We start from the raw sequence: 23513 nt of genomic DNA, 5'->3' as shown, positions 1-23513 counted from the left end.
TTCAGTACTGCGATGCGGCGCGCGTTGAAGCGCGCGGACGACGGCAAGACCCTCGACCCGGCGGAGGCGGAGGTGCTGCTCGGCGCGAGCGGCGACGCGCTGACCGCACTGATGGCGACCGCGGCCCGCGTCCGCGACCAGGGCCTGGCCGACGCCGGCCGGCCCGGCATCGTCACGTACTCGAAGAAGGTCTTCATCCCGCTGACCCGGCTGTGCCGGGACCGCTGCCACTACTGCACGTTTGCGACGACGCCGGGCCGCGTGCACGCGCCGTACCTGTCGCCGGACGAGGTGCTGGAGATCGCGCGGCAGGGAGCGGCACTGGGCTGCAAGGAGGCGCTGTTCACGCTGGGCGATGCGCCCGAGGACCGTTGGGACGCGGCACGGCAGTGGCTGGAGGAGGCCGGGTACGACAGCACGCTGGACTACGTGCGGGCGATGGCGATCCGGGTCCTCGAGGAGACCGGGCTGCTGCCCCACCTGAACCCGGGCGTGATGTCGTGGCAGGACCTGCAGCGGTTGAAGCCGGTCGCGCCGAGCATGGGGATGATGCTGGAGACCACCTCGCGGCGGCTGTTCGAGGAGAAGGGACAGCCGCACTTCGGGTCGCCGGACAAGGACCCGGCGATCCGGCTGCGGGTGCTGGAGGATGCGGGTCGGTCGAACGTGCCGTTCACGACCGGACTGCTGATCGGGATCGGCGAGACGCTGCCCGAGCGGGCGGACTCGATCTTCGCGCTGCGCAAGGTTGCACGGCAGTACAACGGGATCCAGGAGGTCATCATCCAGGGGTTCCGGGTGAAGCCGGACACGGCGATGCGCAACGACGCCGACGTACCGCTGGACGAGTGGCTGGCCGCGATCGCGGTCACGCGGATCGTGCTCGGGCCGCGGGTCCGGGTGCAGGCGCCGCCGAACCTGGTTGACCTGGCCGAGTGCCGTGCGCTGCTCGACGCCGGCGTGGATGACTTCGGCGGGGTGTCGCCGCTGACTCCGGACCACGTGAACCCGGAGCGCCCGTGGCCCCAGATCGACGACCTGGCGAAGGTGACGGCCGACGCGGGCTTCGTACTGCGTGAGCGGCTCACCGCGCACCCAGAGTACCTGCGTGAGCCGTGGTTGGACCCGCGGCTGATCTCGCACGTCGAGGCACTGGTCGACCCGGCCACCGGCCTGGCCAACGAGGACGCCAAGCCGAACGGCCTGCCCTGGCAGGAGCCGGACGGTGGCTGGGACAGCGTCGGCCGCACCGACCTCCACACCGCAATCGACACCGAGGGCCGCCGCACTGAAACCCGCTCGGACTTCGACGCCGCGTACGGCGACTGGGATGTACTGCGCGAGGACGTCGCCGCCCGACGAGCCGCAGAGGCAGCGGCCGCTGAAGCAGCCGCGGCAGGCGCGGCGGGCGCGGCAGGCGTGGCAGGCGTGGGCGGCGTGGGCGGGACATCGGCCGGCGGGCCGACCGCTCCCGGCACCAGCTCCCCCGAGCGGATCTCGGCCGAGGTGAAAGCCGCCTTGGCCGCCGCCGAGCGTGACCCGGCCGGGCTCTCCGACGCCCAGGCGCTGACGTTGATGACCGTGACCGGGCCTGCGCTCGACGAGCTTGCGCACATCGCCGACAACTTGCGTAAGGCAACGGTTGGCGACGACGTCACCTACGTGGTGAACCGGAACATCAACTTCACCAACGTCTGCTACACCGGCTGCCGGTTCTGCGCGTTCGCCCAGCGCCGTACCGACGCCGACGCCTACTCCCTCTCGATGGACGAGGTCGGCCAGCGCGCCGAGGAGGCCTGGGTCATCGGCGCGACCGAGGTCTGCATGCAGGGCGGTATCCACCCCGACCTCCCCGGTACGGCGTACGCCGACCTCGTGCGCGCGGTCAAGGATCGCGTGCCGGAGATGCACGTCCACGCGTACTCCCCGATGGAGATCGTGAACGGCTCGGTCCGCACCGGTCTGTCGATCGAGGAGTTCCTGATCTCGGTGAAGGAGGCCGGCCTGGACAGCATCCCCGGTACCGCCGCCGAGATCCTCGACGACGACGTGCGCTGGATCCTCACCAAGGGAAAGTTGCCCACGGCAAGCTGGATCGAGGTGATCAGTACGGCGCACAAGGTCGGCCTGCCGTCCAGCTCGACGATGATGTACGGCCACGTCGACGCACCGCACCACTGGGTCCAGCACCTGCGCACGATCGCCGCCGTCCAGGATCAAACGGGTGGGTTCACCGAGTTCGTGCTGCTGCCGTTCATCCACCAGAACTCGCCGATCTACCTGGCCGGGGTCGCGCGCCCGGGTCCGACGTACGACGAGAACCGCGCGGTGCACGCGATGGCGCGGATCATGCTGCACGGGCGGATCGACAACATCCAGTGCTCGTGGGTGAAGCTCGGCGTCGACGGGTGCGTCGCCGTACTGAACGGCGGCGTCAACGACATCGGCGGCACGCTGATGGAGGAGACCATCAGCCGGATGGCCGGCTCCAAGCACGGCAGCCGCAAGTCGATCGCCGAACTCACCGCGATGGCGACCGCTGCCGGACGACCGGCCCGGCAGCGCACCACGACGTACGGCGAGGTCCCGGCCCGCCCTTCGCTGGAACTCGCCTGATCACGTCACCGGGTCGAGGTCGACGGCGCGTGAACGCCGCTTGGCCCCGACCCGGTGACCAACGGTGACGAGGACGAAGCCTGCGGCGTAGATCCCCGCGGTGACGCCGAGGTAGCCGAGCGGCAGGGTCTCCGGGTCGGTCGGGAAGGCCTGGTGGCTGTCGCCGACCCACGCCCTCAGCAGGTAGAGCGTCTGGAACGTGAAGCAGTAGGCGAAGATCGCGATGTACGCGACGTACGCGGACAGGCGGTTCCGCAGGAAGAATCCGAGCGGAAAGGCGAACAGAACGGTGGCGATGGCAATCATCGGAGTCCCCTCCTCGAGTAGCTGACTCCTTCACGGTCGCCTTCTCGGTGGGTGTACCGCATCGGTGCTGTCGCCGGATCTTGCCTGTGGACAGCCGCTACGTGCTGGCACTGGTGCGCGGGCGGCCGTCCGCGGTCATCATGTGGATGTGCCCCGGCGTCGGCGTTCGGTCGCTGCCGCGACGGTCCTGTTCGTCGCGGCCGCCGTCGTACGCGCGGTGCTCGCCTACGGCCCGTGGTCGATCGGGCAGCCGGCCGACTGGCCGATCACGACCGCGCTGCTGCTCCCTGCCTTGCTGCTGGGTTGGCTGGTCGTCGTACGTGCTCCGGCGAGTCCGATCGGCCCGGCTTTGGCGCTGACCGCGACCGTCCCCGCGCTCGTCTTCACCGTCGAGGACTGGGGCTCGTCGGCGCGGACCTCGAGTCCGTGGCCGGGGGCATCCGTTGTCGACAAGGTCGCGGTCGGCGCCTGGCCGTGGCTCTTCCTCGGGTTTGTCACGTTGGTCCTGCTGTTCCCCGATGGCCTGCTCCCCGGTCGGCTGTGGCGATGGATCTGGGCGGCGATGCCGGTTTCGGCGGCGCTGGTGAACTTCGTCGTCTCCCGCGAAGACGCCGCGCAGACCGACACCACGGCGGCGCGTGCTGTCCTGATCGTCATCGCCTTTGCGGCATTCCTGGCCACGTTGCTCTCGGCCGCGTCCAGCCTCGTTGTGCGTTATCGACACGGCGACCAGCTCACCCGGCAGCGGCTGCGCTGGCTGATGGCTGCGGCCGTCGCCGTACCGATCCTGCTGGGTCTGAGCTGGTTGGCGACCGCACTGGGCGCGCCCGGCAGCTTGGCGTACACCTGGTTTCTGATCGCGATGCTGGTGCTGGTCCCGGGCGCGATCACGGTCGCGATCCTGCGGCACGACCTGTTCGACATCGATCGGCTGCTCGGCGCGACCGTGAGCTGGCTCGTCACGACGCTGATCTCGGCGGGCGTGTTCGCGGCGGTGGTCCTCGCGGCCGGCGGGTTCTTCCCCGACCGGGTCGGCGTCACGACCGCCGCGTTTGTGACCGCGCTGGTCCTGCTTCCGGTTTACCACTGGATCCATCGCACGGTCGGCCGGTTGGTCGACCCGGATCGCACGGTCGCGCTGGCGCGGATCCGCGACTTCGTACGGCGAGTGCGCGACGGCGAGGCCGAGCCGGAACAGATCGAGGCCGTACTGCGCTCCGCCCTCGACGACCCCGGCCTGCAGGTCCTGCTGCGACGACCCGGCTCCGAGCTCGAACCGCCCGCCGGCGCGATCCCGTTGCAGACCGGCGATTCCGTGGTCGGTGCCCTGGTCCTCGGTACGACGTCTGCGCGTCGAGTACGGCGTGCTCGGGAAGCAGTCGTCGAAGCGCGCCTGCCGATCGAGGTGAGTCGACTGCAGCTCGAGCTCCGGGAGGCGCTGGCTGAGGTTCGGACCAGTCGGGCTCGACTGATGGACGAGGTGAACGCCGAGCGGCATCGGCTGGAGCGCGACCTGCACGACGGCGCCCAGCAGCAGTTGATCGCGATCGGGATGCGGCTGCGGTCCGTGCAGTACCAGCTCGAGCCCGGTATACCGGCGTACCGCGAGCTCGATGAGGTGGTCGAGACGCTGGAGGAGACCGTCGCGGAGCTGCGGCGGATCGCGCACGGGGTGCGGCCGAGTCGGCTCGATGACGGTCTCGCGGTGGCGCTGCGACACCTGGTCGCGGACAGCACGCTGCCGGTCGACCTCGTCGTACCCGAGCTGGAGGTCGGCGAGGGCGCCGCCACAACCGTCTACTTCACTGTCGGTGAGGCGATCGCCAACGCGCTCAAGCACGCGCGGGCGACCCGGATCTCGATCTCGGTCGGGCTGACGGATCAGGTACTGCGCGCGGTGGTGCGCGACGACGGTGTGGGCGGGGCGAAGGAAGGGTTCGGGCTGACGTCATTGCGAGACCGAGTCGCCTCGGTCGGCGGGGAGTTCACGGTGGACAGTCCGCCCGGCGCCGGGACCTCGATCACGGTGGAGATCCCATGCGCATCGTGATCGGCGAGGATTCCGCCTTGTTTCGTGAGGGTTTGAGCCGCCTGCTCACCGAGAACGGCCACGACGTGGTCGGTACGGCGGACGCCGCGGACGAACTGGTCGACGTGGTGCGCGCGGTCGATCCCGATCTGACCATCATCGACGTACGGATGCCGCCGACGATGACCGACGACGGCGCGCGGGCGGCCGTGATCCTTCGGGCGGAGTCGCCGGCACGGCCGATCCTCATGCTGTCGCAGCACATCGAGACGCGTCATGTGGTCGGGCTGGTCGGCACCGGCGGGTTCGGTTATCTGCTGAAGGATCGAGTACTCCGCGTCGGGGACTTCCTCGACGCGATGCGCCGGGTCGTGGACGGCGGCTCCGCGCTCGACCCTGCGATTGTCGCCGCGCTGGTGACGCCGACGCGTATCGACGATCCGGTGGCCGCGTTGTCGGCGCGAGAGCGTGAGGTGCTCGCGCTGGTGGCGGAAGGGCGCTCCAACAGTGCGATCGCCGCGCACCTCGTGCTCGCCGAGCGGACGGTCGAGAGCCATATGCGCAGCATCTTCCAGAAGCTCCGCATCGACGAGGCGCCGGACACCCACCGCCGCGTGCTCGCCGTCCTCACCCAGCTGCGTCAGTGAATGTCTTGACGAGTGGTTAGTTGTTGCAGAAGGCAACATCTGCACGGAAAGTGAGGGAAGTTTCACTGAGCGTTGCCTACTTCAAAGGCAATGCAAATGTTTGAACCGGATGATTCCCGGTAGTAGCGGCCCCGTGACAACGTTCTCTTGTCGGCGACGGACGGGTCGCCGGCACCGGGTCCAGGTGGTTCCCGACGAACTCCCGTCCGCGACCGGACTGTACCTCCCCTGCCGGCCTCGGAATGAGCTTCGGGCCCACCCTCCTTCGGGCCACTTGCCCTCTCGGGGCAACAGCAGGACGCCGGCCGTGCCGGTCGGGCGTTGGTCGCCAGTGTGGTGGCGACCAACGTCCGGCACGGTCGGCGTTTTTTTGTGGAGACTTCCTCGCCGTACTGGTGCTGCTGGGGACCAGTACAGCGGGGAAGTTCCATTTCCGGATGCTTCTAGTAGGGGTAGGTGTCGTCGCGCCGGGTCGGGTCCAGGTCCCACAGGGAGAACTCGACCACCTTGTGCGATTCCTCGCCGCCGCCCGGGATCAGCCCGAACGACTCGTACTCCTTCGAGCCCAGCCCGTCCAGGTAGCAGAGCAGCTCGAACGCCGACTGCGCATCCTCGATGTCGTCGATCACTTCGTCGTTCTGCGCCTCGTCCGCGCGGCTCCGCACGTACTGCACGAAGGCCTCCGGGTCGGTCACCACGTAGTCGTAGCGCGCCTGGTAGCTCAGTCGGACACCGTCCTCGGGCAGCAGCGGCTCCCCGAGCTCCTCGAGGTCGTCCAGACCACCGCCCTCGACGATCTCCCGGTAGTCCGCCGGGTCGTCGAAGTCGTCCGGCCCCAGGGGCAGGTCGTCCAGCTCGTCGGGGTCGTACGAGTCGATCCCGAGGAAGATGTCGCCCCAGCCTCGTTCGTGGACAGCGTCCGCGAGCGCCCGGGCCTGGACCCGGACGTTCTCGATCGCGCCGGTGGCCCGCAGGTCGTGCAGGTCCAGAGCATCGGCTTGCTCAAGCAGTACCCGGGCGAGTTCGCGGGCGGCTTCGGCAGCCGACGCGGGTTCGATCGACTCACTCATGCTGCGACGGTACAACCATCGGCACCTCCACTGCTGAGCCCGGTACTCCGAACGCGTCGACGAGCTCCACCGCCGCGGGCCGGACGGCCGCGCACAACTCGTTCACCAGCGCGGTGATCGCCTTCGAACGCCCCGCCGACAGCCGCCCGTGCTCGAGGTACCACGCGCGCTCTGCCTCGATCGTTGCCAGCGCATGCAGGTCGTACAGGTCATGCAGCCGCGGCCGGAGCTCCTCCGGCGCATCCTGCACCGCCGCCTGGAACGCCTCCAGGACGACGCGGTCGACATGCGCCCGCCCTGCCGCGATCACGTGGTCCTGGCACCGGTTGAACACGTCGAACGGCTCATCACCCGCATCGATCCCGGCCTTCAAGCGCCGCGCCACCCCGGACAACATGTGCTCCTCGCGGAACCGCAACAGACCCGAGTGGTACGCATCGTCCCGCAACCCCGCATCCGGATCCGCCGCATCACTCCGATTCGGTACGACGTCCCGCAGCCGCTCGATCACCGGTCGCAGCGCAGCCTTCTCGACCGCGATCTCCACCGCCTGCGCCGCGACGAACCGCGCCGTACTGAGCGGGTCGAGCTTGCCGAAGGACTCCCGGTAGTCCGTCAGCAAACCCTTCGCCACGAGCTGCAGCAGGACCGTGTTGTCGCCTTCGAAGGTGGTGAACACATCTGTGTCCGCCTTCAACGTGGCCAGCCGATTCTCCGCCAGGTATCCGGCGCCGCCACATGCCTCGCGACACATCTGGATCGTCTCGGTCGCATGCCACGTCCCGAGCGCCTTCGTCCCGGCCGCCTGCGCCTCCAGCGCCCGCCGGTCGTGCTCGTCGCGATCGTCGTTGAACACCCGCGCGAACTGCTCGACCAGCTCGGCCTGCGCGAAGTGCAACGCATACGTCCGGGCGAGCAACGGCAACAATCGCCGCTGGTGCATCCGGTAGTCGAGCAGGACCGTCTCCTCTGCACTCCCCGGAGCGCCGAACTGACGCCGCTGATCGCCGTACCTGATCGCGATCGTCAGTGCCACCTTGCTCGCGTTGATCGCTGCGCCGCCGACGGACACGCGTCCCTGCACGAGCGTCCCGAGCATCGTGAAGAATCGCCGGTCCGGGTTCTCGATCGCGCTCGTGTAGTTGCCGTCGGCATCAACCTGGGCATAGCGGTCCAGCAGGGCATCGCGCGGCACCCGGACCTGGTCGAACACGATCCGCCCGTTGTCGACGCCGTTCAGCCCGAGCTTGGGCCCGCAGTCCGACAGCGTCACGCCCGGCAGCGCCGTACCGTCCTCGTCCCGGATCGGCACCAGCAGGCAGTGCACGCCATGTCTCTCACCACCAACGACAAGCTGCGCGAACACCGCCGCCATCCGCCCATGCCGCGCCGCGTTACCGATGTAATCCTTCCGCGCCTCCTCCGTCGGTGTGTGGACGACGAACTCTCCCGTCGCTTCGTCGTACGTCGCCGTCGTGCCGAGCGCCTGCACGTTCGACCCGTGGCCGGTCTCCGTCATCGCGAAGCAACCGAGCAACCGCCCGCTGACCGCATCCGCCAGGTAGCGCTCGTGGTGCTTCTCCGTCCCGAGATGCAGGATCGCGCCGGCGAACAGCCCGAACTGCACGCCCGCCTTCACCATCAGCGAAAGGTCACCGAACGCAAGCGTCTCGAACCCCGCGATGAACCCGCCGAGATCACCCTCACCGCCGTACTCCTTCGGATACCCACGCGCAGGCAGCCCGTCCACAGCCGACTCCAGCAACAACTCGAGCACCTTGTCGCGATACTCGTCCCGCGGCAACCGCACCGCCAGATCCGCCAATTCCGCGTGCGCGGCCAACCGCCCCCGCACAACGTCCCGCGCCGCCTTGTGCGGCCCGTCCAAGTAGTCCCGCATCCCCGATGTCATCCCCAAACGATAGGTCGGGAACCTCCGGAGTCGAGGAAAGGCGAACCGCGTCGCACCGTTCGTGAAACTGTCCATGGCGTGCGGTTACCTGATCACCGTGTCGCGCTATCGCATGTATCCGACGCCGGCGCAGGCAGCCGGCCTGCTGCTTCACTGCGCTCATGCTCGATACATCTGGAACCTGGCAAACGAGCAATGGTCGATGTGGCGGCGAGATCTGGGGCCGACGCCGAGATTCGTGGAACAGACTCGGCAACTGGCCGAAGCGCGCGGAGCTTTCGACTGGCTGCGCGCAGGTTCGTCGACCGTTCAGCAGCAGGCGTTGCGCGACTTCGACCAGGCGTGCCGGAACTACTTCGCCGGCACCCATGGCCGACCCACCTGGCGGACGGCCGGGCGCCACGAAGGGTTTCGCATCGTCGGGCCGCAGGCCGGCCGCGTCGAACAGCTGAGCGGAAAGTCCGCACGCGTTCTGATCCCAAAGGTCGGCTGGGTCCACTTCCGGCTCAGCCGGTCGCTTCCGAGGGCCAAGTCATACCGGATCAATCGTGACCGAGCGGGACGTTGGCACATTGCGTTCGCCGCCGTTCCACCCACGATCCCACCGCCGAATACAGGCGCCATCGTCGGAGTGGACCGAGGCGTGACCGTGTCCGCGGCGCTGTCAACCGGAGAACTCCTGAACTGTCCCAGGCTTTCGACATCCGAGAGCCGCCACCTGACGCACCTCCAGCGACGGCTTGCCCGAGCCGAACCGGGCTCGAACCGCAGGAGACGTGTACGAACAGCGATTGCGAAGCTGCACGCCCGGGCCACGGACCGGCGGAAAGACTGGGTCGAGAAGCTCTCGACCCAGCTCGCGCGCCGTTTCGATGTCATCCGCGTCGAGGATCTCAAAGTCGCGCAACTGACGCGGCGGCCACGTCCGAAACCAGATCCGCTGAGGCGCGGGGTCTTCTTGCCGAACAAGCGCCGAGCCAAGGCAGGTCTGAACCGAGAGATCCTGGCCAGCGCCTGGGGACTGCTGGTCCGGCGCCTCGAGGACAAAGCCGGCGGTCGAGTCGAGAAGGTCAACCCCGCCTACACCAGCCAAACGTGTTCCCGCTGCGGCCACTGCACACCCGAGAACCGCGAGAGCCAAGCGTTTCGGTGCATGTCGTGCGGCCACCGCGATCACGCCGACATCAATGCAGCTGTCAACATCGCCGCCGGACGGGCGGTCATGCACGTCGAGAGAGCGAAGGACTGCTCTCTGCGAAGCGTGAACCATCGCTCGGCTCCCTGACGTAGCCCGGCGAACATCCTCGACGCCCGCGGCGAGGAGGACGTCAATGTGGATAATCTGGCATCAATCCGCAGGTGCGGCAGTATGCTGTGTACCGTGCCGAACTTGCGGGTAAGTGAGGCAGCCGCGCTTCTGGGGGTCAGTGACGACACGGTTCGTCGCTGGATCGATCAGGGGCGGTTGCCGTCGAAGCAGGAGAACGGCCGGATGGCCGTTGACGGGCAAGCGCTCGCCGCGTTCGCCCAGAAGATGGCCGACTCCCCGGAGCCCGGCCACACCACCGCCGCCTCGGCGCGCAACCGGATGCGCGGGATCGTCACCCGCGTGCTGAAGGACGGCGTGATGGCCCAGGTCGAGATGCAGGCCGGGCCGTTCCGCGTCGTGTCGCTGATGAGTCGTGAGGCCGCGGACGAGCTCGGGCTGGAGCCTGGCGTGGTGGCCGTCGCGTCGATCAAGTCCACCCATGTCGTCGTAGAGATACCGGAGGCCTGATGTTCCGTCGTACCGCGCTCGCCGCCCTCGCCACAGTCGCCGCGCTCACCATGGCCGGCTGCGGCGACGACAGCCCGGCCGCGTCGTCCTCGCCTTCGAGCAGCTCCAGCAGCTCCAGCAGCACGCCGGCCGTGTCCGGCACCATCAACGTGTTCGCGGCGGCCTCGCTGACCGGGACGTTCACCCAGCTGGGCAAGGACTTCGAGGCCGCGAACCCGGGCACGAAGGTGACCTTCAACTTCGCCGGCAGCTCCGCGCTCGCCAAGCAGATCAACGAGGGTGCGCCCGCGGACGTGTTCGCCTCGGCGGCGCCGAAGAACATGGACGACGTGAAGGACAAGGGCACCGCGACGAACTTCGTCAGCAACACGCTCGAGATCGCCGTACCGAAGGGGAACCCGGGCAAGATCACCGGACTCAAGGACTTCGGCGACAAGAACAAGAAGATCGCACTGTGCGCCGTCCAGGTCCCCTGTGGCGCGGCGGCCGACAAGGTGTTCAAGGCAACGGGTATCACCCCGCAGCCGGACAGCCTCGAGCAGGACGTGAAGGCCGCGCTGACCAAGGTCGGGCTCGGTGAGGTCGACGCCGCGCTGGTCTACAAGACCGACGTACTGTCCGCCAAGGACAAGGTCGAGGGCATCGAGTTCCCGGAAGCGAGCAAGGCCGTCAACGAGTACCCGATCGCCACGCTGACCAAGGCTCCGAACGCGGCCGGCGCCCAGGCGTTCGTCGACTACGTTCTGTCCGACAAGGGCAAGGCAGTCCTGAGCGCAGCGGGCTTCTCCGCACCGTGAGTCGTCGTGGCAGGAGTACGAGCGGGCGTCTGCCCCTCGTGCTCCTGCTGCCCGCTCTGATCGGGCTCGCGTTCCTGCTGATCCCGCTCGTCGGCCTGCTCGCCAAGGCGCCCTGGTCGACGCTGCCGGCCAAGCTGCACAGTGCGGACGTCTGGCAGGCGCTGAGGTTGTCGCTGGTGTGCGCTACGTCTGCCACTGCGGTCTGTCTGGTGCTGGGCGTTCCGTTGGCGTGGTTGCTGGCGCGGGGTGGACTGCCGGGGCGTAGCGTGATCCGGGCGTTCGTGACGGTGCCTCTGGTGCTGCCGCCGGTGGTTGGTGGGGTTGCGTTGCTGCTGGTCCTTGGGCGGCGCGGTCTGGTCGGCCAGTACCTCGACTCGTGGTTCGGGATCTCCTTGCCGTTCACAACTGCCGGCGTGATCGTGGCGGAGGCCTTTGTGGCTATGCCGTTCCTGGTGATCTCTGTGGAGGGCGCGCTGCGTGCGGCCGACCCGCGGTACGAGGAGGCGGCCGCCACTCTCGGTGCGGGTCGCTGGACGACGTTCCGGCGAGTGACGCTTCCGTCGATCGCTCCTGGGATCGTGGCGGGGACCGTGCTGTGCTGGGCGCGCGCACTGGGTGAGTTCGGCGCCACCATCACGTTTGCAGGCAACTTCCCTGGCCGTACGACGACTATGCCGCTGGCCGTCTATCTGGCGTTGGAGACCGATCCGGATGTGGCCGTCGTACTGAGTCTGGTGCTGCTGTTGGTCTCCGTCGTCGTACTGGCGTCTCTGCGCGAGCGCTGGATCAGTGGGCTGCAATGACTCTGTACGCCGACCTGCAGGTGACGCGTGGTGCGTTCGCGTTGTCGCTGGACCTCACTGTCGAGCCGGGCGAGGTGGTCGCACTCCTCGGCCCTAACGGTGCCGGCAAGACCACTGCGCTCCGTGCGATCGCCGGACTGCTCGCGCTGGACGGCGGACGTATCGCGCTGGACTCCTCGGTCTGGGACGAGCCGCCGCGCACCTTCCGCTCACCCGACCGGCGGCCGATCGGCGTGGTCTTCCAGGACTACCTCCTCTTCAACCACCTCAGCTGCCTGGAGAACGTTGCGTTCGGCCTCCGAGCCCGTGGAGTGGAGAAACAGACCGCCCGCTCAGAGGCCGCCCGCTGGCTGGAGACCGTCGGGCTGTCGGAGTACGCCCGTACCCGCCCTCGCGCCCTGTCCGGCGGCCAAGCCCAACGCGTAGCCCTGGCCCGCGCACTGGCCACCGACCCCGAGCTACTCCTCCTTGACGAACCACTGGCCGCCCTGGACGCCAGCACCACCCTCCACGTCCGAGCCGAACTAGGCCAACACCTCCACCGCTTCGAGGGCCGCACCCTGCTCGTCACACATGACCCTCTCGACGCCATGGTCCTGGCCGACCGCCTGGTCATCATCGAGAACGGCCAGGTAGTCCAGGAAGGCAAACCCACCGAGGTAGCCCACCGCCCCCGCACCAACTACGTAGCCCAACTAGTAGGCCTAAACCTCTACCGAGGCACCGCCACCAACACCACCGTCACCCTGCCCGAAGGCGGCACCATAACCCTCGCCGAACCAGCCACAGGTCCGGTTCACGTCGCCTTCCCACCGACCGCAGTCAGCCTGTACCCGAGCGCGCCAGGCGGCAGCCCCCGCAACACCTGGCCCGCAGTCGTCACCGGCATAGAACAACACGCCCACACCGTCCGGGTCCGCCTGAACGCCTCCCCCACCGGCCCAGCCGACCTCCTCGCCGACATAACCCCGGCAGCCGTAGCCGACCTCCACCTAACCCCCGGCCAAACCCTCCAAGCCACCCTGAAGGCCACCGAGGTCCACACCTATCCGGTGTAGTCCCACGAGGGAGGTCCGAGGAGGTTACGGGCCGTGATGGGGTTGTCGTGGATTGACATGTTGTTACGGGGGGATTTGCGCTCAGGATGCGCAGTACGGTAACGAAGAGTGTTTAGTTACTCACTCGTAGTGTGTGGGTTCTTCACACGAGAGTGATGACATCGTGCACTACGCCGAGCCCTACGGCGGCGCCCAAGATGTGGCGGGGCGCCACGAAAGGGGGTCGGACAGTCATGCATGAGAGTTACGAGTTCTACTGCCTTGCGGATCGGCGGTTCTACGAGACGCCGGCCAATCGTGGTGCTCAGCATCCGGATTTTGCTGTCGCCAACAGAGCGGTTCCGGACGGATGGCGGCATGTGCCGGGTGAGCAGTGGATGCACTACGCCCCCGAGGGCCTTCGTTTGCCCAAGCAGGGCTGGAAGATCCACGTGTCGGCGCGGTTGCAGGATGTGCAGCGGACGCTCGAGGCGGTGTGGGAGTACTGCGTCCCGCGCGGCATCGCGTTCAAATTCTTGCGCAACGAAGCCGTCCTGGTGATGGTCAACTCGAAGGCTGCTCCCCGCGGGTCGAGCGGCAAGCTGGTGACGATCTACCCGACCGACGACGCGCAGCTCGAGCTCGTGCTCAAGGAGCTCAACGAGATCCTCGCCGGCGTCGAGGGCCCTTATATCCTGAGCGATCTGCGCTACGCGCAAGGTCCGCTCTTCGTCCGGTACGGCGCTTTCGTCAGCCGGCACTGCCTGTCTCCGACCGGCGAGCGCGTTCTCGCCATCGGAGATGCCCAGGGCAACCTTGTCCCGGACCACCGCGGCCCGACCTTCGTCACACCGCCATGGATCCCGCTGCCGGACTTCCTCCAGCCGCACCTCGACGCGCGCAACGCGGTCACGACCAACGACCTCGCGTACTCGGTCGACGGCGTCATCCAGTTCTCCAACGGCGGCGGCGTGTACGTCGGCCACCACAACGAGACCGGCGCCCTCGTCGTACTCAAGGAAGGTCGTCCGCACGCCGGTCTCGACATGGCCGGACGGGACGCGGTCGCGCGGATCGCCCACGAGCGCGACATCCTCGAGCAGCTCGACGGCCTCGACGCCGTACCGAAGACCCACGATTACCTGCAGCTCGGCGAGCATCACTTCCTCGTGCAGGAGCACATCGACTCGGTGTCCCTGCAACGCGAGCTGGTACGGCGGTATCCGCTGACCCACCCGGATGCGACCGAGGCGGACAAGGCGGAGTACGCCGAATGGGCGACCGCGATGATCGCCAAGGTCGCGGAGGCCGTCGGTCAGCTGCACGAGCGCGGTGTCGTGTTCTGCGACCTGCACCCGGACAACCTGCTGCTCGACGCCGGCGGCAAGCTGACCCTGATCGACTTCGAGGTCGCGACCAAGGTCGAGGACCAGGCCCGTTCGACGCTGGCCCATCCCGGGTACGCCGCTCCGCAGGACCGGCAAGGCGTCGACGTCGACCGGTACGCACTGGCCTGCATCGCGCTCGGCGTTTACGCGCCGCAGGCAACGATCCTGCTCAATCTCCATCCCGGCAAGGCGTTCCAGCTCGCCGACATGGTCGCCGACACCTTCCCGGTACCGCGCGCCACGCTCGACGACGCCGTCAAGACCATCGTCGGCCCGGGCAAGACGCACGACCCGGCGATGGTCGACCTGGCGCTGCCCGGCGAGGCCGAGTGGACCGACGTACGCGACGCGCTCACCAAAGCCATCGTCGCCAGCGCGACGCCCGAGCGCACCGACCGGCTGTTCCCCGGTGACATCGCGCAGTTCCGCGACGGCGGCGGCATCGACCTCGCGACCGGCGCGGCCGGCGTGCTCTACGCGCTGAGCAAGACCGGCGCCCGATTCCCGCAGTACGACGAATGGCTGCGCAAGCGCGCCATCGACACAGCGACCGGACCGGGCCTCTACGACGGTCTGCATGGTGTCGCCCATGTCCTCGACGACCTCGGCTATCGGCAGGACGCGCTCGACCTGGTCGACCGTACGCTCGCCGACGACTGGAGCTCCCGCGAGCTCGGCCTGCACTCCGGCCTGGCCGGCATCGGTCTCAACCTCCTGTACTTCGACACCGAGCCGACGCTCCGCGCCAAGGCCGTCCGTGTGCTCGATCTGGTTGCCGATCGGCTGCAGGTCGACGTACCGGAGATCAGCGGCGGGCAGCACGCGCGGGCCGGGCTGATGTACGGATCGTCCGGGCCGGCGCTGTTGTTCCTCAACGCGTTCGAGCAGCTCGGCGACACCGGTCTGCTGGACCTCGCCGAGATCGCGATCCGGCAGGACCTCAAGCGGACCGTGCTGACCGAGGACGGGATGCGCCAGGTCAACCAGGGCTGGCGGACGCTGCCGTACCTCGAAGAAGGCTCGGCCGGCGTCGCGCTCGTCCTCGAGCGGTACCTGCGCCACCGTCCGTCCGAAGAGCTCGCGGCCACGCTCAGCGAGCTGAAGCGAGTGACGCACTGCGATTACTACGTCCAGCCCGGCCTGTTCATGGGTCGCGCCGGCCTGCTCCTCACCGCCGCAGCACTCGGCGAGGACCAGGCGACGGTCGACGACCTCGTGCACGGTCTCGGCTGGCACGCGATGCCGTTCGAAGGCGGCCTCGCGTACCCGGGCAACCAGCTGCTCCGTCTCTCGATGGACCTGGCGACCGGATCGGCCGGCGTACTGCTGGCCCTGGGTGCGGCGCTGCACGACGCGCCGGTCGCCCTCCCGTTCCTCGGACCTCCCCAGTGGTCCGAGTCCATGTCCCGACGATCTACACCGAAGGAGGTGTAAACACATGGCACTTCTCGACCTTCAGGGTCTGGAGACCCCGGGCTACGGCCACGGCGGCCACCACCACGGCGGCTCCACGCTGACCGTGCTGGGCTGCGCTTCGCAGACCCCGAGCAACCTGAGCCTGCTGCTCTGCCACTGATACGGCACCTGTTATGCCAGGTAGTGAGGCCCTGGGTGGGCGGCACGTCCACCCAGGGCCGACCTGCATTCAGGACCCCGGATCGACCCGGTGACCGACTCGCCTCGGTCGCCGGGCGGCTTCTTGTAGCTCGGCGAGCCGGTGCTCGTTGTGTTGGTGGGGGACGGAAGGAGAGTGAGGTGATCGATTCCGTGCAGACTTATCCATGCGCCGAGCGCCTGTCGCTCGTGGAGCAGGTGCACGGTTGTACCGTCGCGGACCCGTACCGCTGGCTCGAGGACTCCTCGACCGCGGAGACCGAACGGTGGTCGCGGGACCAGGACGACCTGTGGCTGACGTACGCCGGCACGCTGACCAGCCGGTTCCGCTGGAAGAACCGGGTCCGGCAGCTGTCCGATGTCGGCAGCGTGTCCACACCCGTCTGGCGCGGTGGCCGCCGCTTCACGCTGCGCCGCGAAGCGGGCGGGCATCCCATCCTCTTCGTCGACGAGACTCCGCTGCTCGATCCGAAGCGGCTCGACCCGACCGGACTCACCACGCTCGACGCCTGGCAGCCGTCACCGGACGGCACCAAGCTCGCGTTCCAGCTCTCCCGCGGCGGCGACGAACGCTCGACGCTCAACGCGCTCGACACAGCCACCGGTGAGCTGATCGACGGCCCGCTCGACGGCTGCCGCTACTCCCCCGTCGCCTGGCTCCCTGACGGCAGCGCCTTCTACTACGTGCGCTTCCGTCAGGTACGACGCCATCGCCTCGGCGACCCCGACGACACCACGATCCTGGACCGCGAGGCGTCGTACGGGCTCGAGCTCAGCGCCGACGGCCGCTGGCTGACGATCTGTACGACGAACGACCTGTGGTTCGGGGATCTGACGACCGACGAGCCGCCCACGCATCTCCCGCAAGACACCACCACGATCATGTCGGTCGGCCCCGACAACCGCCTGTACGTCGTCACCGCGAGCGGGATCGGCATCGGCGACCCGGCCGAGCCGACGGTCTGGCGCGAGTACATCCAGCCGGATGGACCGCTGACCGGGCTCGCGATCCTCGACCATGTCGTACTGGTCGCCACGGCCAGCCAGATCACCGTGCACGACCGCGAGACCGGCGCCCGCCAGAGCGCGATCAACCTGCCCGGCTTCGGCTCCGTCGGATCGCTGACCAGCGACGGCAATCGAGCCTGGTTCACCTACACCGACAGCGTGACGCCGCCGACCGTCTACTGCTACGACGCGACCACGGGCCGCACGACCGGCACAGCGAGCGGTGGCCAGCGAGCTGAAACGCAGAGGCTGAGCTACAAGTCGCCCGAGGGCACAGACCTCGAGCTGCACGTGATCGGCAACCAAGGCGGACCGACGATCCTCTACGGGTACGGCGGCTTCGGGCAGACGCTGACGCCGACGTACTCCGCCTTCGCGCTCGCCTGGGTCGAGGCCGGCGGCGCCTTCGTCACCGCAACCATCCGCGGCGACGCGCCACACCGCGAGTCAACGAAGCAGCAGACGATCGACGACTTCATCGCCGCCGCCGAGTACCTGATCGCCGAAGGCTGGACGACCGCCGACCAGCTCGCGATCTGCGGTGAGTCCAACGGCGGTCTGCTCGTCGCGGCCGCCGTCACCCAACGGCCCGAGCTGTTCGCCGCTGCGGTCTCCTCGGCGCCGCTGACCGACATGATCCGCTACGAGCTCTCGGGTCTCGGCGAGCGCTGGACAGCGGAGTACGGCTCCGCCAAGGACCCGGACGAGTTCAAGGTCCTGGCGAGCTACTCGCCGTACCACCGCGTCGCCGACGGAGTGAAGTATCCGGCCGTGCTGCTGACGGCGTTCGGAAACGACACTCGCGTGGATCCATTGCACGCAAGGAAGATGTGCGCGGCCCTTCAGCACGCGACCGCGAGCCAACGACCCGTGCTGCTGAGATTCGAGCCGGACGCAGGCCACGTCACCGGTGGCATCAACCTCGCCGCGGACATGCTCGCCTTCCTCGCCGACCAGACAGGCCTGGACCGATGATCACCTTCGGCGAGGTGGCGAAACGTGGTCGCGGCTGGCTGCCATTGATCGGCCTCAACGCGCTGATCGGCAGCGGCGTGACGCTTGCGCTGCCGACCATCCTCGGCCGTTCGGTCGACGCGATCGTGGCCGGCCACGGCTATACCCGCTGGCTGATCATTGCGGCCGCGCTGATCGGGCTGGGGATCGCGGCCAGCATCGTCGACGCGTTCGCCGGCGCGGCCTGTGTCGCCGAGACCACAGCCTGGCTGCGCCATCGTCTGGTTCGGCACGTCGTCCGCGGCGGCCCCGCCGGTACGCGCGACTTCGAGACCGGCGACCTTGTCACCCGCGTCTCGGCCAACGCCACCGACGCCGGCCAGGCCGGACCGGCCGCGGTGACTGCCATCGCCGCGATCGCGCCGCCACTCGGCAGTCTCGTGCTCCTCGCGATCATCGACCCGTGGCTTGCAGCGGCCTTCTTCGGCGGCGTACTGCTGGTGATCCTCGTCCTGTGGACGTTCGCCAAGCGGACCGCGGACGTCAGCCTCAACTATCAAGAGACTCAGGGCCGCATCGCCGCTCTGCTGTCCGAGTCGCTCACCGGCATCCGCACGATCACCGCCGCCGGTACGACGGAACGCGAGGAACGCCGCATCCTCGGCCTCCTCCCCGAGCTCCACCGCAACGGCGTCGTCACCTGGCGGATCCTTGCCCGCTCCGGCGCACAGGCCGCAGTCGTCGGCCCGCTCGTACTCGTCGCCGTCCTCGCGGTCGGCGGTCTGCAACTCGTCGCCGGCCACATCACCGCCGGCGAGCTGTTCGCGGCCTCGCAGTACGCCGTGCTCGGCGCCGGCCTCGGCAACCTGACCGGCGTCCTCGGCGAGCTCGCCCGCGCGAAGGCCGGGGTCAGCCGGTCCGCCGAGGTGATCGCGATCGAGACCGTCGCCCACGGCACGCTGCCGGTCCCGGCCGGGCCGGGGCAGCTGAGCTTCGACGGCGTCAGCGTGATCGCCGACGGGAATGTCCTGCTGGACAACGTGAATCTCGACCTCCCAGGCGGTCTCACCGTCGCGGTCGTCGGCCCGAGCGGTGCCGGCAAGTCCGTCCTCGCGGCGGTCGCGGCACGGCTGCGGGACCCGTCGACGGGGCAGGTGTCGCTGGACGGCGTACCGCTGCAGGCCATCAGCCGGCATGAATTGCGGAGCGCGGTCGGCTGCGCCTTCGAGCGTCCTCAGCTGGTCGGACGGACGGTGGGCGAGGCGATCGATCCGCACGCGGTCAGCCCGATCCGCGCCCTGGCCGCCGCGCGGGCCACCCACGCCCACGACTTCGTCAGCCGCCTGCCCAACGGGTACCTCACTTCGTTGCGCAAGGCACCGATGTCCGGCGGCGAACGCCAGCGTCTCGGCCTCGCCCGCGCCTGGTCCGCTCGGCGCCTCCTGGTGCTCGACGACGCCACGTCGAGCCTCGACACGGCCACCGAGCGCCAGATCACCCGGACCCTGACCGAAGACCGGCACCACCGCACCCGCCTGATCGTCACCCACCGTCCCGCGACCGCGGCGCGCGCCGACCTGGTCATCTGGCTCGACCACGGCCAGATCCGCGCCATCGCCCCGCACGCCGACCTCTGGCACGACACCTCCTACCGAGCTGTCTTCGGATGAAGCGGGAGCTGTCGTACGGCGCTGCCGCGCTGCGGAAACGAGCCACGGTCAAGCTGATCGCGTGGTCGGTTCCGGAGATCCTGCCGACGGCGGTGTACGGCATCGCGGTCGCGCGGGCGACGGACAGCTTCCTCGCCGGTCACGCGTGGCAAGGGATCGCGTGGCTCGGTGGTTTGGTCGCAACAGCGGGCCTGGGCGCCGCCGGGGCGCGACAGGTCTATGGGCGACTCGGCGAGCTGGTCGAGCCCCTCCGCGACGATCTGGTACGACGGGTTGTCGGCGGCGCGCTCCGCTCCGGGGACGATGCCGCCGTCTCGCGACTGAACCGGCAGGTGGAGATCGTCCGCGACACGTTCGCGGGACTGGTCCTGGTACTGCGAAGTTTCGCAGTCACGCTGTTCGGCGTGCTGACCGGGCTGTTGTCGCTCGCTCCGCTGGTCGCGGCGTTCGTCGTACCGCCGTTCCTCGTCGGGTTCGCGTTGTCGCTTGCGGTGTTGGGGATGGCGGCCGATCGGGTCCGCGCCTCGTTGACGGCTGACGAGGAGCTCGCAGCGTCGGCCGGCATGGTGTTCGGCGGCGTACGCGATGTGACCGCTGCCGGGACCGAGGAGTACGCCGAATGGTTGGTCGGCCAACCGATCGAGGCGCATGCGGCAGCCGAGCGCGCGTTGGCGAAGGTCGCGGCCCTGCGGACGTTGTGCTTCGCGGTCGGCGGATGGTTGCCGCTGCTCATCCTGCTTGCGACCGGGCCGTGGCTGGTCGGGCGCGGTGTCAGCACCGGCACGTTGCTCGGTGGGCTCACGTACGTGCTGATCGGCCTGCAGCCTGCACTGAACACAGTCATGAACGCGCTCGGCGACAGCGGTCTGCGGTACGTCATCACACTCGGCCGGATCCTCGACACGTCCGCTCCAGTGGAGCAGCCGCGGTCGGTCGACGCGCTCAGGGGATATCAGGTCCGGCTGCAAAGCCTCACGTTCGCGTACGGCCCGAAGGCCGAACCTGTCCTCGACAAGCTCGAGCTGACGATCCCCGAGGGCGAGCACCTCGCAGTGGTCGGGCCGAGCGGTATCGGGAAGTCGACGCTGGCCGGCCTCGTCTGCGGCATGCTCACCCCGACGACCGGCCGGCTACTCCTCGGCGGTGCACCACCGACAGAGGTCACCACCGAACAACTCGCGAAGACCCGGGTGCTGATCCCGCAGGAAGCGTACGTCTTCAGCGGAAACGTGCACGACAACCTCACCTACTTGTTGCCCGAAGCAACGGCCGAGCAGGTCACCCAAGCCGTCGAGGCCGTCGGCGCCACCCAACTGATCGGCCGACTCTCGGAGATCAAACCCGGCGAGCTGTCCGCCGGCGAGAAGCAGCTGATCGCGCTCGTCCGTGCGTACTTGTCACCCGCTCCGCTCGTCGTACTCGACGAAGCGACCTGCTTCCTCGATCCGGAGGCCGAGCGGCAAGCCGAAGAGGCGTTTGCCCAACGCAACGGGACACTGATCGTCATCGCCCACCGGATCAGCTCCGCCCTGCGCGCCCGCCGCATCCTCGTCCTCGACGGCAACAAGGCCGCGCTGGGCACTCACGCCAGCCTGATGCGCACATCCCGTCTCTACCGCGACCTCCACGGCAGCTGGACCCCGAGCGCTCAGATCCAGCCCGCGTCCTGAGCCTTCCGGATCGCCTCGATCCGGCTTCGAGAACCAGTCTTGGCGAGGATCCGCGACAGGTAGTTCCGCACGGTCCCCGCGCTCAAGCTGAGCGTGCGCGCCACCTCCTGTGCGGTCGCTCCCGTAGTGACCTGACGCAGTACTTCGCACTCGCGATCGGTGAGCGGATTGTCGCCCGCCTTCAACGCAGCCACAGCGAGACGTACGTCGACGACCGGCAGGCCCTTCGCCACGTCGCGCACGGCCTGCACCAACTGGTCGGTCGTCGCGTCGGTCGCAATCAACCCGATCCGTGGCGCCTGCTTGACCAGCGCCAGGCTGGTGGCCGCGATCGCCTCGTGGTCGATCAGCACCAGCACGCCGCGACCGGCGAGTTTGCGGCAGAGCTCCTCGATCCGGATCCGGCCGGGCAACTGTGGATCGAGCAGGAACACGTCCGGGCGCCGACCGGCCACCTGGAGGACGTCCTCCGAGCGGTCCAGCTCGGCCACCACGTCCAGGTCGTTCTCTCTTGCCAGCACCGCGGCCAGTGCACCACGCACCAACGTGCCGCGATGGCCGAGAGCCACTCGGATCACGCCTACAGCCCCCATCACATCCGTCGCCTCATCCGCCGGCCCCACGCCCCCAACCCGAAAACCAACTGCCGGGACGGCGGGGCCCGTGCTTCGATCAACGAGTGAACTCGCCCGATGACACGCACGAATCAACGGTTTGTCCCGGCTGCCGCGCCGTACTTCCATCGTCGCAGTGGCCCGAGACCCCGAAGTACAACGCCTCGCCCGAGTGCGCCGAGGTCGCGGGTGAGCTGCTCGGCTTCGAGGTCGAGAACGCCGCCCGGCTCGGGTACCTGCACCAGCTCCGGATCGACGCGTACGGCGGACAGCACGTCAACCCGGACGCCCCGCGGATCGGGCCGGTGTTCGCGCTGAACGGCCTCTACATGTTCTTGGAGCGGGGCTCGGGCAACCTCGAGGTACGGACGGCGCACGGCATCATGGCGAACTCGTACGACGACTGGCCGCGGCTCGTCCCGCCGGACCGGGTCGGCGAGCTGACGGCGTACGACGTACTGACCGCCGGCGGGGTGGACGAGGTTGAGTCGGCCCTGCTCAAGTGGGCTCGCCAGGTCTGGGAGTCCTGGCCTGACGACATCCGCGAAACGATCCGGGAACTGACCGTGGAACTGGTCCCGGAACGCTATTTCCAGCGCTGATAAACCGATCGGTTCCGCGATAGCGGCGATGGGCGTGTCGAGCCGGAAACCGTTCTGTTGTTGGGGTTTCGGTACGTCAGAGGGTGGAAAAAGTTCGGGGCAGATCCGGATCTGCACTTGCGTTTCGGGGAAACCTCCCCGAGGATGACTCAGGTCGCGTCGTTACCGTGGCGTGATCATTCGGACGCTGTCCTGTGACCTGCTGTGGAATGTGTCCGGATTGCCCCTCCCCCTGCACGAGGGCCTGGTGTGCCCCACCATGCCCGAGCTCACAAGGAGCGCTTTCTGATGTCCAAGGCCCGACATGCGCGCGCCCGGCGAAGTACTCGCCGGGTGGCTCGAACCCTCTCCATCGCCGGTCTGGGAGCCGGTATCACCGCCGCCGGCGCCGGCGCGGCGTTCGCGACCGATTACCAGGTCAAAGCCGGCGACACGCTCTCCGAGATCGCCCAGGCCAACGGTGCCGACTGGCACGAGCTGGCCCGGATCAACAACTTGAAGGACCCGAACCTCATCCTGATCGGGCAGACCCTGACCCTGGACGGCGCGAAGAAGTCCACCTCGGCGCCGCGGGTCGTGAAGAAGTCCGAGACCCGGAAGTCCGAGTCGAAGAAGTCGACGACCAAGAAGGCCGACCGCGACGTCCGCTCGAGCCGGTCCGAGGACCGCCCGAAGGCGAGCAGCGGCAAGGCGAACCTGAGCGGCGCCTGGGCCAAGGTCGCCAACTGCGAGTCCAGTGGCAACCCCCGCGCCGTGAATCCTGCCGGCTACTACGGGTTGTTCCAGTTCGACCTGCAGACCTGGCGCAGCGTCGGCGGCTCCGGCAACCCGGCGAAGGCCTCCGCGGCCGAGCAGCTGATGCGCGCGAAGAAGCTCTACGCGCAGCGCGGCGCCTCCCCGTGGCCCGTCTGCGGCAAGTACCTCCGCTGACCCTGCAACTGACCCGGCACTGCCGCTGGGTGGGTGACGGTAGACCGTCCTCCCGCCACCTACCCGGCA

General features: G+C 68.5%; 19 protein-coding genes. 15 read left to right on the top strand and 4 right to left on the bottom strand.

The features are described from left to right. Window positions 1-12 precede the first annotated feature (12 nt). Window positions 13-2616 (top strand): bifunctional FO biosynthesis protein CofGH, encoded by a 2604-nt coding sequence (locus tag ACFWUU_RS18295; RefSeq protein WP_380179027.1) that lies wholly within the window; start codon window positions 13-15, stop codon window positions 2614-2616. Here ACFWUU_RS18295 and ACFWUU_RS18290 read toward each other — a convergent pair whose 3' ends face one another. Continuing rightward, on the bottom strand, window positions 2617-2922 hold the full coding sequence (locus ACFWUU_RS18290) for a hypothetical protein (protein ID WP_380176991.1): 306 nt from the start codon (window positions 2920-2922) through the stop codon (window positions 2617-2619). Window positions 2923-3070: 148 nt separating this feature from the next. Here ACFWUU_RS18290 and ACFWUU_RS18285 point away from each other — a divergent pair, with 148 nt between their 5' ends. Both ACFWUU_RS18285 and ACFWUU_RS18280 read left to right on the top strand, forming a co-directional pair. After that, window positions 3071-4972: a histidine kinase gene (locus ACFWUU_RS18285; protein WP_380176989.1), complete on the top strand. Its 1902-nt coding sequence runs from the start codon at window positions 3071-3073 to the stop codon at window positions 4970-4972. Next, window positions 4960-5598, top strand: a complete 639-nt coding sequence (locus ACFWUU_RS18280) for a LuxR C-terminal-related transcriptional regulator (RefSeq protein WP_380176987.1) — start codon at window positions 4960-4962, stop codon at window positions 5596-5598. Before ACFWUU_RS18285 ends, ACFWUU_RS18280 begins: the two co-directional genes overlap by 13 nt. 443 nt (window positions 5599-6041) lie before the next feature. On the opposite strand, the gene ACFWUU_RS18275 is transcribed toward ACFWUU_RS18280, so the two are convergent. Both ACFWUU_RS18275 and ACFWUU_RS18270 read right to left on the bottom strand, forming a co-directional pair. Then, window positions 6042-6668: a hypothetical protein gene (locus ACFWUU_RS18275; RefSeq protein WP_134109944.1), complete on the bottom strand. Its 627-nt coding sequence runs from the start codon at window positions 6666-6668 to the stop codon at window positions 6042-6044. Then, on the bottom strand, window positions 6661-8580 hold the full coding sequence (locus ACFWUU_RS18270) for an acyl-CoA dehydrogenase (RefSeq protein WP_380176985.1): 1920 nt from the start codon (window positions 8578-8580) through the stop codon (window positions 6661-6663). Before ACFWUU_RS18270 ends, ACFWUU_RS18275 begins: the two co-directional genes overlap by 8 nt. 61 nt (window positions 8581-8641) lie before the next feature. On the opposite strand from ACFWUU_RS18270, the gene ACFWUU_RS18265 reads away from it, so the two are divergent. The 10 genes from ACFWUU_RS18265 to ACFWUU_RS18220 all read left to right on the top strand — a co-directional run bounded on the left by ACFWUU_RS18265 (window position 8642) and on the right by ACFWUU_RS18220 (window position 21298). Continuing rightward, window positions 8642-9865: an RNA-guided endonuclease InsQ/TnpB family protein gene (locus ACFWUU_RS18265; RefSeq protein WP_380176983.1), complete on the top strand. Its 1224-nt coding sequence runs from the start codon at window positions 8642-8644 to the stop codon at window positions 9863-9865. Between the two features lie 96 nt (window positions 9866-9961). Further along, entirely contained in the window at window positions 9962-10357 is a 396-nt protein-coding gene (locus tag ACFWUU_RS18260; protein WP_137256435.1) for a molybdopterin-binding protein, read from the top strand. After that, complete coding sequence (modA, locus tag ACFWUU_RS18255) at window positions 10357-11154, top strand: molybdate ABC transporter substrate-binding protein (protein WP_380176982.1); 798 nt, start codon at window positions 10357-10359, stop codon at window positions 11152-11154. The genes ACFWUU_RS18260 and modA overlap by 1 nt, the downstream gene beginning before the upstream one ends. Before the next feature lie 38 nt (window positions 11155-11192). Then, window positions 11193-11957, top strand: coding sequence for a molybdate ABC transporter permease subunit (gene modB / locus ACFWUU_RS18250; protein WP_380176981.1), 765 nt, complete (start codon window positions 11193-11195; stop codon window positions 11955-11957). Then, window positions 11954-13015 carry an ABC transporter ATP-binding protein gene (locus ACFWUU_RS18245; protein ID WP_380176980.1) on the top strand — a complete coding sequence of 354 codons (1062 nt, stop codon included), beginning with the start codon at window positions 11954-11956 and terminating at the stop codon, window positions 13013-13015. The genes modB and ACFWUU_RS18245 overlap by 4 nt, the downstream gene beginning before the upstream one ends. Window positions 13016-13248: 233 nt before the next feature. Then, window positions 13249-15816: a class III lanthionine synthetase LanKC gene (gene lanKC, locus ACFWUU_RS18240; RefSeq protein ID WP_380176979.1), complete on the top strand. Its 2568-nt coding sequence runs from the start codon at window positions 13249-13251 to the stop codon at window positions 15814-15816. 4 nt (window positions 15817-15820) lie between these two features. Beyond that, window positions 15821-15958, top strand: a complete 138-nt coding sequence (locus ACFWUU_RS18235; RefSeq protein ID WP_130387812.1) for a SapB/AmfS family lanthipeptide — start codon at window positions 15821-15823, stop codon at window positions 15956-15958. A gap of 179 nt (window positions 15959-16137) precedes the next feature. Beyond that, a complete protein-coding gene (locus tag ACFWUU_RS18230) occupies window positions 16138-17979 on the top strand; it encodes a prolyl oligopeptidase family serine peptidase (protein WP_380176978.1) in 1842 nt (613 codons plus the stop codon). Window positions 17980-17993: 14 nt separating this feature from the next. Then, window positions 17994-19628 (top strand): ABC transporter ATP-binding protein, encoded by a 1635-nt coding sequence (locus tag ACFWUU_RS18225; protein ID WP_380176977.1) that lies wholly within the window; start codon window positions 17994-17996, stop codon window positions 19626-19628. Beyond that, window positions 19625-21298 carry an ABC transporter ATP-binding protein gene (locus ACFWUU_RS18220; RefSeq protein WP_380176976.1) on the top strand — a complete coding sequence of 558 codons (1674 nt, stop codon included), beginning with the start codon at window positions 19625-19627 and terminating at the stop codon, window positions 21296-21298. The genes ACFWUU_RS18225 and ACFWUU_RS18220 overlap by 4 nt, the downstream gene beginning before the upstream one ends. Here the strand turns inward: ACFWUU_RS18220 and ACFWUU_RS18215 are convergent. Continuing rightward, the gene (locus ACFWUU_RS18215) at window positions 21277-21876 is read right to left on the bottom strand and encodes a DNA-binding response regulator (protein WP_233714898.1); all 600 of its coding nucleotides are present in this window, start codon (window positions 21874-21876) and stop codon (window positions 21277-21279) included. The two genes, ACFWUU_RS18220 and ACFWUU_RS18215, sit on opposite strands and share 22 nt — an antisense overlap. A 101-nt stretch (window positions 21877-21977) precedes the next feature. On the opposite strand from ACFWUU_RS18215, the gene ACFWUU_RS18210 reads away from it, so the two are divergent. Both ACFWUU_RS18210 and ACFWUU_RS18205 read left to right on the top strand, forming a co-directional pair. Continuing rightward, the gene (locus tag ACFWUU_RS18210) at window positions 21978-22514 is read left to right on the top strand and encodes a DUF5946 family protein (protein WP_380176975.1); all 537 of its coding nucleotides are present in this window, start codon (window positions 21978-21980) and stop codon (window positions 22512-22514) included. A 288-nt stretch (window positions 22515-22802) separates the two neighbouring features. After that, window positions 22803-23444, top strand: a complete 642-nt coding sequence (locus ACFWUU_RS18205; RefSeq protein ID WP_137256427.1) for a transglycosylase family protein — start codon at window positions 22803-22805, stop codon at window positions 23442-23444. Window positions 23445-23513: the final 69 nt, after the last annotated feature.

The organism is Kribbella sp. NPDC058693 (genome assembly GCF_042715335.1).
Lineage (GTDB): Bacteria > Actinomycetota > Actinomycetes > Propionibacteriales > Kribbellaceae > Kribbella > Kribbella jiaozuonensis.
Note: the sequence above shows the minus strand (reverse complement) of the source record. Positions and strands in the feature narration are given on the sequence as shown.